Source organism: Gemella taiwanensis (genome assembly GCF_054054385.1).
The window spans coordinates 190138-203169 of sequence record NZ_JBSMTL010000001.1 but is presented as its reverse complement, the minus strand read 5'-3'; the positions used below and the strand labels follow the sequence as shown (position 1 = coordinate 203169).

The following is a 13032-nucleotide window of genomic DNA, read 5'->3' as shown; positions in this document are numbered from 1 at the left end:
CTATTTTTCACCTCCTATTTTTTCAATTATTTTATTATAAAATTCACTTACGTCATTAATAACACGTTTTTCTTTTTTATAATCTTTCATTGAATTTTTATAATCATCAAGTTTATCATAAAAATCAAAGATTTGATCAACAGGTAAATTGGTAAAATCTTCTTCAGCGACAACTTTCGCGAAACCATTTTTTTCAAAGAACTTCGCGTTTTCTATTTGATCACCTCTACTCTGATTAGTTCCAAGTGGTACTAAGATTGGAGGTAAATCTAAAGCTAAAAATTCATACAAGGCATTAGCTCCAGCTCTTGAAACTGCAAAATCTGTAATTTTCAGTACATCAAATAGTTCTTTAGCTAAAAATTCATATTGCTTATAACCTTCTTTTTCAACACTATCATTTAATAATCCTTTACCTACAAGGTGTACTATCTGATATTTGTTAATTAGTTCATCAATATTATTCCAAATATAATCATTTAGAATTTTTGATCCTAATGATCCACCCATAACAAGCATCACAGGTTTTTCCGATGTGAATCCTGTTAGTTCATAAGCGCGATTAGCATCACCTGTATAAATATCATCTCTTACAATAGCACCTATTAGACTAGCTTTTCCTTTAGGTAAGAACTTTTGTGTATCTTCAAATGTTGTAAAAATATGATTACAGAACTTTATGTTGATTTTATTTGCAAGTCCTGGTGTAAGATCCGACTCATGTAAGACAACTGGAATCTTAAGTAATCTAGCTGCGATACAAACTGGAACACTCACAAATCCACCTTTTGAAAATACAAAATTTGGTTTCTCCTTTTTTAATACTAATAAAGAATCTACAATTCCTTTTAGTACTTTAAATGGATCAATAAAATTCTCCCATGAAAAATATCTTCGTAACTTTCCTGAACTTATTTTATAGTACTTAACCTCTGGAATTTTACCAATCATCTCGTTTTCTATACCAGTTTTACTGCCAATATACGAGATTTCATATCCATTTTTTTTGAATTCTGGAATTAAGGCAACATTAACAGATACGTGACCTGCTGAACCCCCTCCAGTAAACAGGATTTTCTTCAATTTTACCCTCTCTCTTTCGTCTTTTTTTCTAAGCGTTCTTCAACATGTTTAGGTACAAATTTCGATAAATCTGCACCAAAACCTGAAACACCTTTTACAATACTAGAACTGATGAATGAATATTGTTTATTAGCCATCATATAAAATGTTTCAATGTTTTCGTCTAACGCCTTATTCATAAATGTTAACTGCATCTCATACTCAAAATCAGATACCGCCCTTAATCCTCTAACAATGACATTTGAGCCTACCTGCTTTGCATAATTTACTAATAATCCTGAAAATGAATCAACTTTAACGTTTGGAATTTCTTTAATTGTTTCATTTATCATCTCCACTCTCTCATCAAGTGAAAATAAATATTTCTTGTCAGGATTTACCAAAATAGCTACTATTACTTCATCAAATAATTCAGCACTTCTGTTTATTATATCAATATGCCCGTAAGTAATAGGATCAAAACTACCAGGTACAATCGCTATTTTTCTTTTCATTTTATTTCTCCATATATTCAAAAATTACTATGTCTGTAATTCCATACTGTTTTTCTCTTATTACTTCGATATTTTCATTTATAATGGTGATTTTTTCTGTATTACTCTTCTCACAGACAATTAAAGCACCATCATTACATAACTGATTATCAAAAATATTTTTCAATGCATCATCTATTAATCCTTTATCATATGGTGGATCTAGAAAAATCAAATCAAATTTTTCTTCCTTCTTCCCGAAAATCTTCAAAGCACGTTTGAAATCATTTCTATATAAAGAATAATCATCATTACTAATTCTACATTTTTCAATATTACTTTTAATAACCTTAATCGCATTATTACTACCGTCAATGAAAGTAGCATGTTTAGCACCACGACTTAAAGCCTCAATTCCTAAACCACCAGTTCCACCGAAAAGATCTAGTACTTTACAATCATAGCAATCTATCATATTAAATAAATTTTCTTTTATTTTATCTGTTGTTGGCCTTGTATTCATACCGTCAACGGCATTTAATTTTATAGATCTATATTTTCCTGCTATTACTCTCATGTTTCCTCACAATAAATATATAATATATTACTTATTAATGAATTCTTTAAAATAAGGGAGAATATGGCTTTCGCCTCCCCCTTATTATAATATTATTGTTTTGTTTGTAAATTACTATCTAAATGCTCAAAACATAAATGTAAATTTGACATTTCTGATAATTCTACTTTTTTTACGAATTTCTTCTTCTTAAGGTCTGCAACAATACTTTCTATTCTAGTTTCATCCACATAAATGCATGCATACCTACCTCTTTTAGAATAAGAAATAAAGTTCCCATATTTTTCTAATTTATTTAAATCTTTAAAACTTTTAAAATAGACATAGATTCCACGTCTTTCTTTTTCAAATAACTCCATAAGTTTCTCCTAGAAATGAGCTGCTGCGTCTACGCGACCTTTCTCATCAATTTTAATTACTTTAACTTTAAGAGTGTCTCCAACTTTTACAACATCTTCAACTTTATTTACTCTTTCTTCAGCTAATTTAGAAATATGTACTAACGCATCTACTCCTGGGAATAATTCAACGAATGCACCGAATTTTTCAATACGTTTAACTTCAGCAAGATAGATTTCACCAACTTCTGCTTCACGTGTGATGTTTTCGATAATTTCGATAGCTTTATTAATTCCTTCGATTTCAGGTGAAGAGATAAATACATCTCCATTTTGTTCGATATCAATTTTAACACCAGTTTTTTCAATGATTTCATTGATAACTTTACCACCTGAACCAATAACATCTTTAATTTTTTCAGGTTTAATTTTAATGATTTTAATTTTCGGTGCAAATGTAGAAACTTCTTGACGAGGTTCAGAGATAATACTGTTCATGTGCTCTAAAATTTGTAATCTACCAACACGTGCTTGTTCTAATGATTCTTTTAAGATTTGTTCACTTAGACCATCGATTTTAATATCCATTTGAAGTGCTGTAATACCTTCAGATGTACCTGCAACTTTGAAGTCCATATCCCCAAGGTGATCTTCCATACCTTGAATATCAGTTAAAATAGTATAGTGTTCATCTTTTTTAACTAATCCCATCGCAATACCAGCTACTTGAGCTTTAATCGGAACTCCTGCTGCCATAAGAGCCATTGATCCAGAACAAATTGTAGCTTGTGAACTTGATCCATTAGATTCTAAAATTTCTGATACAATACGGATTGTATATGGGAAATCTTCTTTAGATGGGATTACTTGTGCTAATGCACGCTCACCTAATGCACCGTGACCAATTTCACGACGTCCTGGCGCACGACTAAATCCAACTTCACCAACTGAGAATGCTGGGAAATTATAGTGTAACATAAATCTTTTGTTTTCTTCTTGAGTTAAATCATCAATGATTTGCTCATCTGATAAGTTACCTAATGTTACAACACCTAAAGACTGAGTTTGTCCACGAGTGAATAATGCAGATCCATGTGTTCTTGGTAATATATCAACTCTTGAAGCCAATGGTCTAATTTCTGTTAAAGCACGTCCATCTGGTCTGATTTTATCTTCAGTGATTTCACGACGAACTTCATCTTTTACAATTTTATCTAGTGATAATTTTGCTTCTTTTACAATATCAAGTTCATCTTTATCAGTTGCTTTTTCTTCAAATACTTCAAGAACTTTTTCTTTAACAGCTGAAATAGCTTCATCTCGTTCTTGTTTATCTTTAATAGCAATAGCTTCTTTCATTTGAGATAATGCCATTGAAAGAACTTCGTTATAGACTGTTTCATCAATAACTTTTAACTCTACAGCCATTTTTTCTCGACCAATTTCATCAACAATTTGTTGTTGGAATGCAATTAGACGTTTAATTTCTTCGTGTCCAAACATAATTGCATTTAACATAATTTCTTCAGATACTTCTTTTGCACCTGCTTCAACCATGTTAATCGCATCAATTGTTCCAGCAACTTTTAAGTCAACTGTAGAACGTTCCATTTGTTCAACTGTTGGGTTAATTACGTATTCTCCATCAACATATCCTACAGTAACACCAGCAATTGGTCCTTTGAATGGAATATTTGATACTGATAATGATAGTGAGCTTCCTAGCATTGCTGCCATTACCGGATCACAATCATATTCAACTGATAAAACAGTTGAAATAACTTGTACTTCATTTCTGAATCCATCTTCGAATAATGGTCTAATCGGTCTATCGATAAGACGAGCAGCTAGAGTAGCTTCAGTTCCTGGACGGCCTTCTCTACGTAAGAATCCTCCTGGTATTTTCCCTACTGCGTACATTTTTTCTTCATAGTTAACTGTTAGCGGGAAGAAATCTACATCTTTTGCTTCTTTTGAAGCAACTGCAGTTGTTAATACAACAGTATCTCCATATTTTACTACTACTGCTGCATTAGCTTGGCGAGCCATTTCACCTAATTCAACTGTTAATGTTTTTCCAGCCCATTGCGTTGTATAAACTTTTTTATCTTGAAACATGTTTATTTCCTTTCAATATTTTTCTTAAACTTTATATAAATCGACTACCTTATTATATCACGAATACTAGTATTTACAAAGAAAAAAACGAAAACATAGTAGAAATAACATTGATTTCTCTACATTTTCGTTTATAATTTTTATCCTAATTGTATTTGATATAATTTATATAAAACTAATACTATTAATAACATAATAATAAATAGAATTATAAGTATTTTTTGTTTATTAGACATGATTACATATGACCTTGAATTTCTTTTTCAAGAATGTTTCTTGTATGCTCACAAACACGTGTAAAATGTTGAATTAAGTCCATATAAACTACTCCAGCTGGAATTTCACAATCTCCATCTTTCATACGTTGAGTATGTCTCTTACGAGCAGCTTTTTCTAGTGCATATATGTTTTCACATGCCGCTAACGCCGCTCCTGCTAAAGCTATGTTGTTTTCTTCTAATGATTTAATAGTTTTTAAAATTATATCATTACAAAGATCAAACATCTCTTGTACTTCTTCTTTTGCACCATCAGAGAATTTCAATTTTTTTCTAATTTGATAATCAACTGATAAAACAATATCTCTAGCGTGGTCACCAATTCTTTCAACGTCACGAGTTCCATCTAATAATGTTGAGGCAATTAAACCTTCTTTAGGACTTAATTTTTCCCTAAATAATAAAGTTAGGTAATCAGTCATTTGTTCATCAAAATTATTTATCGCATCTTCGTAAGTTTCACCTTTTTCTCGTAGTTGCTCTTCACGATTCATGAAGTACTCTACAGAGTTGCGTAAACTTTTCTTAGATAATATTAACATTTCCACAAATTCTTTTTGAACTTGACCTAAAGCTACTGCTGGCGCACTTGTAATAAGTGATTTGTCAAGGTATTGTGTACTGTATTTGATTTGTTCATCTTCTCCCGGAATAAGTTTCGTTACTACGACAACTAATAAACTAATAAATGGGAATTGTAATATTGTATTTAGTATGTTAAATGTACCATGTGCTGATGCAATTGTCATCTTAGGTTCTAGACCTAACGTAGTTTCTAAATACTGAATAAATGCTCCGTAAGGAACTAAAGCAATTAAACAGATTATAGTACCGATAACGTTAAACAATACGTGTGATGCAGCAACACGTTTTGCTGCAATATTACTTCCTATCATCGCTAATGCTGCAGTCGTAATCGCTGTTCCGATATTATCCCCGAATAACACAGGTAGAGCACCTGTTAAACTTAAAGCTCCATCTGCGTATAAGTTTTGTAAAATAGCTATAGTTGCTGCAGAAGATTGAATTAATACTGTTAAGAATGTACCTACTCCTACCCCAACTACTGCACTATCATTAATATGCTCTAATACATTTTGGAACCAAGACATATCTTTCATAGGTCCCATAGCTGTAGCCATCATTTTAAGTGCATAAAAAATTCCACCAAAACCAAATATTACACGACCTATATTATTTACTAATTTAGCACGAGTAAAGAATAAAAACGCTGCTCCTAAGAAAATTAAAGGAAGTGCATATTTAGAAATATTAAACCCGATAATGAACGATGTTAATGTAGTTCCGATATTAGAACCCATAACAATAGCAATTGCTTGTTTCGTTTTTAATAATCCTGCCCCTACTAAACTGATAGTAATTACGATAGTTCCTGTACTTGATTGAATAAGTATCGTAACAATAATCCCGGCTAAGACAGCCATAAGTGGTTTAGATGTATATTTATCTAAAACATATCGCATTTTCTCCCCGGCTATTAATTGAAGTCCGTCCCCCATGTACTTAATACTGAATAGGAATAATCCCAGACCTCCTAAAAAAGAAAATAAAATTTCTTGCCAAAGTGCTGACACTTTTTTGTCCTCCTAGTATATGTTGCGTGTATCTTTAAACACACAAATAAATTTTACCATATAAATTTTAAAAGTACAACAAAAATCTAAAACTAGAAATATTAAAATATTATTACAAATTCTTACATTAATTACATAAAATTTGTTAATAACACATTAATATTTTCCAAAAATAAAAAAGGTATCTACAAATTTGTAAATACCTTTTTCGTGCTTATTAAGCTTGTGGATAAACAGAAACTTTTTTACGGCTACGTCCGTATCTTTCGAAACGTACAACTCCGTCAACTAGTGAGAATAATGTATCATCTCCACCTTTTCCTACGTTAGTTCCTGGCCAAATTTTTGTCCCACGTTGTCTGTATAAGATAGAACCTGCAGTTACGTACTGACCGTCAGCTCTTTTAGCACCTAAACGTTTTGATTCAGAGTCACGTCCGTTTTTAGTAGAACCTACCCCTTTTTTAGATGCGAAGAATTGTAAATTTAATTGTAACATCATGTCAATTTCACCTCTCTTACTTCAATAGTTATATAATCTGAATAATTTTCTTCAATTGTTTTTAATGCAACTAACATTGCATTTAGTAGAAGTTGTTCTTTATCAGTAGATTTTAACGATCTATATGTTAAATGTCCAGTTACATCCTCATTAGCTGAAATGTCAAATTGAACATCATCATCTAGTGCATCTACCGCATTAATTAAACCGAATACTACAGCAGAAGCACCTGCACAAACTATATCAGAACCATGTTCTGCATAATCAGCATGTCCATCAACTGTTACTTGTTTAATAACTTCAACTTCTTTTATGATTTCCACCTTAATCATGATTAAGCGTTAATTTTTTCAACTACTAATTTAGTGAAAGGTTGACGATGACCTAATTTACGGTGATTGTTCTTTTTAGGTTTGTATTTAAATACTGTGATTTTTTTACCTTTACCTTGAGCAACTACTTTAGCTGTTACTGTCGCACCAGCTACTAAAGGAGCACCAACTTTTGTTGTTTCTCCACCTACTAATACTACTTCGTCAAAAGTAACTGTAGAATCAACTTCAGCTGCTAATTTCTCAACTAAGATTGTTTGTCCTTCTTCAACACGTAGTTGTTTCCCACCTGTTTTAATTACTGCGTACATATCTGCACCTCCTTAAATATTTTTTACTAAGACTCGCCATATAAGGTGGATTTCTCTCTTATTTACCTTATACGTGCGGTTGTAGTAGCTATTTTAGGAGCTACACAACAATTCAATTCTAACACATATATACCCTAACGTCAACTATATTGATAACTTTTCTTACTTTTTTTTCAAAAAAACTAGGTCAGTAAACTATATTGCTAAAGTTCACTGACCAAGTTTAATTATTTACGTTTTTTCTTGTTAGAAACTAATGTAACTTTTTCCGGATCAAAAGCTTGTTTCTTTTGTTTTTCCGGTTTATATGGTGGATATAGTGCGTGTCCTAAGTATGTTTGGAATATCATAAATAATCCCCCTACGATATAATACACGGCAACTGCTCCAGCTACGATGAATGAGAACCCTGTAATCATTATCGGTGATAACCATTGCATCATTTGCATTTGACTTTGCATTTGCTCTTGACCTGGTTGAGTTGGTGTCGGCATTAAACTCATCTGTAGTTTTGTTTGGATAGCATATACAGCAAACGCGATTAATGGTAATGTATATGAACGAGTACCAAGACTGAATACTCCAAGGAATGTAGAATCAATAATTCCTGCAGAATATAGCGGATTTGATAACGTATAGAACAATCCAGTCAAGAATGGAAGTGGAATAAGCATTGGTAAACATCCACCAAGACTTAATGGCATAGCATCATATTTTTTCATGATAGCCATTTGTTCTCTTTGTAATTCCATAAGTTCACTACGAGCTTGCATTTTCTCTTCATTAGAAATTGCTCTAGCTTCTTTTTCTTTAGCTGCTTGTTGTTTCTTCTGAACTACTTCTAATTCTGGACGAGCTAATTCTTGTCCTTTTCTTGATTTATTTTGGACTTTGTAGTTATTTAACATGAAAGGTAGAACTAATAGTCTGATTACTAAAGTAATAATAACTATTGACCAACCCCAACTTCCTGTGAATTCATGAATTTTACTTAGTGATAAGTCCATAGGTTTTACGAAAACTTCGTAAAAAGTTCCAGAACGGTCATTTTGTGAACATCCTGAAAGAGTAACTACACCAAGCAAACCTAATAAAATTGCTGATAGTTTTTTCAATTTCATTCTCCTTAAATTTTATTTCTTCTTTGTAGTTTTAGTATTTCTACTAATATTATACCTAGTAAATTATATCAAATATAAAAGTAGTAGTCAAACTATTGTTTAATCAAACCTCAGTTAATTTTAAAAAAATAAAGAAAATAATTTTATAACGTTCAAAATTTATTGACAGTTGAAGGTACTTAATATATAATGTAAATAAGAAAGGGATGATTACTATCAAAGATATACAGTACATTACAGATATAGAGAAACTAAAGGTTATTTCTGACCCTTTAAGAATAAGTATTCTTACAACTCTTGGAAGAGAAAAAAAGAACTCAAGACAACTTGCTAAACTATTAAAAATTAATAGAACTAAAATACATTATCACCTTAATATCCTAGAGGAAAATAATTTTATCGAAGTAGTTGATACAGATACAATAAATGGAATAATCCAAAAATATTATCTACCGACTGCACAGGCATTTGTACCTTCACCTAGTATTTTTAACAACTTATTTAACAATACTTCAGTCAACTTTAATGTAAAGAAAGATGATATGACAGAATTTTGGAATGAAATTAAAAAATTAGAAGAAAAATTCTCCTCAAAAGATACTGATGGTGTTGGTATTAGTATTATTTCTACAGCTCGTTAAGAGCTGTTAAATAATATATAGACTGTCAAATATTTTTTATCGTCAAAATTTTTATAAAGGATGTCGACACTATGTTCAAAAATAAGAACTTTTCAATTTTACTATTTGGTAGATTAATCACTAATTTCGGTGATAGCATATATTCAATAGCTACTTTAACTTTAATCTACTCTTTAACTAAATCTACTTTTTATAGTGGTATTACCTTGTTTTTAATCTCATTTACCGCTATATTACAAATATTTATCTCACCGATAATCAGTAAATTTGATGTAAAGAAATTTTTAATTATTTCACAGTTAATTCAAGCGATAATATTACTAGTTATCACTTATCTAATCTTCATTGATAAACTACATATTACTACACTAATAATTTTTATCGTTTGTATTAGTTTCATCAATCAAATTGTTTATCCTATTCAACTTTCCTTACTTCCAAAAATAGTTAGACAAGAAGATTTAATTAAAGCAAATTCATTATTTTCTATCGCTTATCAAGGTAGTGACGCACTCTTTAATTCAATAGGCGGATTTATTATTGCGATTTTCGGGACAATATATGCTTTCATAATAAATAGTCTTACTTTTTTCATTAATAGTGTATTATTTATTTTTCTGTCAAGCGACTTATCTAAAAATGAAAAAACTATAACCACACAAGAAAAATACCTTTCAAAATTAAGTAATGGTATAAAAATTTGGAATGCCCCTCTATTAAAACCATTGTTAATTGGAATAATAATAATTAATTTTTCTACCAGCTCTTTACTAACGATACTTCCTGAGTATTCAGAAACTAGCTATTTTTATGGAATTCTACTTAGTGCCTCTGGGCTTGGTATCCTAATAGGAGCCTTTCTTTCTAACAAGAAAATATTACAAAACATAAAGCTAGGTACATTATATATTACATTTGCATTTGGTGTCGCTGTTTCTTGGGGAGCGCTTAGCATTCTTAACAATAACTCCATCACAAATAAAATAATCAATTTTTTACTATTTCTAATTGGTTGGATTCTTATAGGGATTTTGAATACATATTCTCAAACAATGATTCAATGCATAGTGAATAAAGATAAATTAGATGTTGCTATGTCTACCATGATTGGCTTATCAATAGCTTTTAGTCCTCTAGGTGCTCTAATGGCTGGAATTTTAAGTATAAAATACAATACGAAGATTATTATAATTATTACTTCGTTGTTAATTTTAAGTATATTTCTATTTTGGTTATTCAATAATAATATTAGGAAATTACCTAGTTTTTCTAATTTAACAGAGAAAGATAATATTCTATAATCCCATCTATACCGAAGTCCTATTATTTATTAGACTATGTTTCAAAACAAAAAATAGCTAGTAACTTGTTTTAAAAGTTACTAGCTATTTTGTTAAATACTATTTTTTATCTTCTTTTGGTAAAAATGCATTTAATAGCACACCGCTGATAGCCGCAAGTGCCATTGCTGGAAGTTCGAAATTAATGCTTTCGAATTTAAGCATTGCTCCTCCTACACCTAAAACGATAATTACTGATGAAATTACTAAGTTTCTGTTGATACTTAAGTCTACTTTTTCATCTACTAACATTCTAAGTCCACTTGAAGCGATTATACCGAATAGTAAAATCGATACACCACCCATAACTGGTGATGGAATCGTAGAGATTAAAGCTGAGAACTTACCTACAAAACTTAAGATAAGTGCGAATACCGCTGCTCCTCCTAATACAAATACAGAGAAGATACGTGTAATAGCAAGAACCCCAATGTTTTCACCATATGTTGTACTTGGTGGCCCACCTAAAAGTGATGCGAACATCATCGCTGTTCCATCAGCTAAAATTGAACGATGTAAACCTGGATCTTTTAGGAAGTTTCTTCCTACAACTTCAGATAATACCATTTGGTGACCGATGTGTTCGTTAATAGTAACTATAGCGATAGGTACCATCGCTAATGCTGCTACATTCCAATGTGGTGTATATGTCACAAAAGGAATTGTGAACTTCGGTAAACTAAACCAAGGAGCATCAATAACTGGTTGGAAATCAACTAATCCTGCAATCACAGCAACAATATATCCAAAAACAATTCCTAATAGTACTGGAATTTGTTTAGCAAATCCTCTTAAAGCAACACAACAGAAGATTGTTGCTGCTAATGTGATAAGAGCTACTAAGAAGTATTTCAAATCATAAACTTTAGCTCCATCTACTGTTTTATACATCGCCATGTTAATCGCTGTAGGAGCAATTCCAAGTCCAATAACAATGATAATAGGTCCAACTACTACCGGCGGTAAAAGTTTAAGCAACCAATTTACACCAAATTTGTAAATTAACATTGCTACAACTCCATAAACTAAGCTGGCTAAAAATGCACCAAGCATTGCTGTTTCAACATTGTGTGTTGTTGATAATACAATAATCGGATTAATAAAGGCAAATGAAGATCCTAAATATGCAGGAATTTTACCTCTAGTTATTAATAAATACGTAAGTGTTCCAATACCTGATGTTGTTAAAGCTGTACTTGCTGGTAATCCTGTTAAAATTGGTACTAACACAGTCGCTCCAAACATTGCGAATAAGTGTTGTAAGCTTAACGTTACCCATAGAGCTAAGTTAGGCTTTTCATGAACATCAAGAATTGGTTTTACTCTTGTTTTTTCTGCCATTCTTTTTCTCCTTTTTTTATATTCAAACTTTCATAATTATATCACATGAATAGTCAATTTGAAAGTGTTTTTTTCTATTTTTTTTAATTTATTTTAAAGTAAATTTTAAATTAACTAATAATATTTCATTCTAAATAATACTTTTCTTTTGTTTCTTAAGTTATCCCAACCTCTAAAATTTAAATTCTTAAATTATATAATGATTATTTCTTCAAAAAATTATAAAACGCAAGATTAATCTATTAACCTTGCGTTTTATAATTATTTAACTTCTACATCAAGAATTACAACTTCTTCAACTGGTTTATCTTGAGCTCCAGTTTTTACAGCTGCAATTTTTTCTAAAGTTTTCGCACCAGCAATAAGTTGTCCAAACACTGTGTGACGGTGATCTAAGTGAGGAGTTCCTCCTAATTTAGCATAACCTTCAACAGCCTCCTTTGGCCATCCACCTTGTTCAAGTGCTTGTAAAGTTCTAGCATCTACGTGAGAATTTTGAACTATAAAGAACTGACTTCCATTTGTATTTGGTCCAGCATTCGCCATACTTAACGCACCATAGAAGTGGAAGTAATCCATTGAGAATTCATCTTCGAAACTACGTCCCCAGATTGATTCTCCTCCCATACCTGTTCCAGTTGGGTCTCCACCTTGAATCATAAAGTCTTTAATTACACGGTGGAAAATAATACCTTTATAGTATCCATTTCTTGCGTGAGTTAAAAAGTTTTCTACTGCTTTTGGAATATCTTTTTCAAATAATTTGAAAGTCATATCTCCATGAGTAGTTTTAATTTTTACTCTAACTTGACCTTTTTTTACATTTTTTGTTAATTGAGTTAACATTATATCTCTCCTTATTATGATTATGAGCTTATCCAAAAATTCTAAAATTTTACGAAATTCATATGAGAATACATAGACGCAGTGGTTTATTGATATCTAAAATCGCTTTATAAAAGCTTTTTAGATATCTAATAAA

At 31.1% G+C, this 13032-nt stretch carries 14 protein-coding genes and 1 other annotated feature; of the genes, 2 read left to right on the top strand and 12 right to left on the bottom strand.

The genetic code is table 11. The features are described 5' to 3' along the window. The 10 genes from ACWOA3_RS01015 to ACWOA3_RS00970 all read right to left on the bottom strand — a co-directional run bounded on the left by ACWOA3_RS01015 (position 1) and on the right by ACWOA3_RS00970 (position 8728). A complete protein-coding gene (locus tag ACWOA3_RS01015) occupies positions 1–1083 on the bottom strand; it encodes an undecaprenyldiphospho-muramoylpentapeptide beta-N-acetylglucosaminyltransferase (protein WP_456883812.1) in 1083 nt (360 codons plus the stop codon). A 2-nt stretch (positions 1084–1085) separates the two neighbouring features. Then, on the bottom strand, positions 1086–1577 hold the full coding sequence (gene coaD / locus ACWOA3_RS01010) for a pantetheine-phosphate adenylyltransferase (RefSeq protein WP_003146509.1): 492 nt from the start codon (positions 1575–1577) through the stop codon (positions 1086–1088). 1 nt (position 1578) lies between these two features. Then, entirely contained in the window at positions 1579–2133 is a 555-nt protein-coding gene (rsmD, locus tag ACWOA3_RS01005; RefSeq protein WP_456883811.1) for a 16S rRNA (guanine(966)-N(2))-methyltransferase RsmD, read from the bottom strand. 92 nt (positions 2134–2225) lie between these two features. Beyond that, the gene (locus tag ACWOA3_RS01000; protein WP_003146512.1) at positions 2226–2492 is read right to left on the bottom strand and encodes a DUF2129 domain-containing protein; all 267 of its coding nucleotides are present in this window, start codon (positions 2490–2492) and stop codon (positions 2226–2228) included. Positions 2493–2501: 9 nt separating this feature from the next. Further along, positions 2502–4589 carry a polyribonucleotide nucleotidyltransferase gene (gene pnp, locus ACWOA3_RS00995; RefSeq protein ID WP_442565906.1) on the bottom strand — a complete coding sequence of 696 codons (2088 nt, stop codon included), beginning with the start codon at positions 4587–4589 and terminating at the stop codon, positions 2502–2504. 238 nt (positions 4590–4827) lie between these two features. Continuing rightward, complete coding sequence (locus ACWOA3_RS00990) at positions 4828–6462, bottom strand: Na/Pi symporter (protein ID WP_442565907.1); 1635 nt, start codon at positions 6460–6462, stop codon at positions 4828–4830. 217 nt (positions 6463–6679) lie between these two features. Beyond that, entirely contained in the window at positions 6680–6961 is a 282-nt protein-coding gene (gene rpmA, locus ACWOA3_RS00985) for a 50S ribosomal protein L27 (protein ID WP_003145565.1), read from the bottom strand. Next, positions 6961–7296: a ribosomal-processing cysteine protease Prp gene (locus tag ACWOA3_RS00980; protein ID WP_003146517.1), complete on the bottom strand. Its 336-nt coding sequence runs from the start codon at positions 7294–7296 to the stop codon at positions 6961–6963. The genes rpmA and ACWOA3_RS00980 overlap by 1 nt, the downstream gene beginning before the upstream one ends. A gap of 2 nt (positions 7297–7298) precedes the next feature. After that, entirely contained in the window at positions 7299–7607 is a 309-nt protein-coding gene (rplU, locus tag ACWOA3_RS00975) for a 50S ribosomal protein L21 (RefSeq protein ID WP_003144981.1), read from the bottom strand. A gap of 19 nt (positions 7608–7626) precedes the next feature. After that, positions 7627–7698, bottom strand: a sequence feature (ribosomal protein L21 leader region). 136 nt (positions 7699–7834) lie between these two features. After that, positions 7835–8728 carry a YidC/Oxa1 family membrane protein insertase gene (locus ACWOA3_RS00970; protein WP_456883810.1) on the bottom strand — a complete coding sequence of 298 codons (894 nt, stop codon included), beginning with the start codon at positions 8726–8728 and terminating at the stop codon, positions 7835–7837. Positions 8729–8934: 206 nt separating this feature from the next. Here ACWOA3_RS00970 and ACWOA3_RS00965 point away from each other — a divergent pair, with 206 nt between their 5' ends. Then, positions 8935–9369, top strand: a complete 435-nt coding sequence (locus tag ACWOA3_RS00965; RefSeq protein WP_456883809.1) for an ArsR/SmtB family transcription factor — start codon at positions 8935–8937, stop codon at positions 9367–9369. A gap of 71 nt (positions 9370–9440) precedes the next feature. Beyond that, positions 9441–10670, top strand: a complete 1230-nt coding sequence (locus ACWOA3_RS00960; protein WP_456883808.1) for an MFS transporter — start codon at positions 9441–9443, stop codon at positions 10668–10670. Positions 10671–10769: 99 nt separating this feature from the next. Here the strand turns inward: ACWOA3_RS00960 and ACWOA3_RS00955 are convergent, their stop codons facing one another. Together ACWOA3_RS00955 and ACWOA3_RS00950 are read right to left on the bottom strand one after the other, a co-directional pair. Continuing rightward, positions 10770–12050 (bottom strand): solute carrier family 23 protein, encoded by a 1281-nt coding sequence (locus ACWOA3_RS00955; RefSeq protein WP_048803459.1) that lies wholly within the window; start codon positions 12048–12050, stop codon positions 10770–10772. Positions 12051–12311: 261 nt separating this feature from the next. Beyond that, the gene (locus ACWOA3_RS00950; protein ID WP_314990948.1) at positions 12312–12896 is read right to left on the bottom strand and encodes a peptidylprolyl isomerase; all 585 of its coding nucleotides are present in this window, start codon (positions 12894–12896) and stop codon (positions 12312–12314) included. Positions 12897–13032 lie beyond the last annotated feature (136 nt).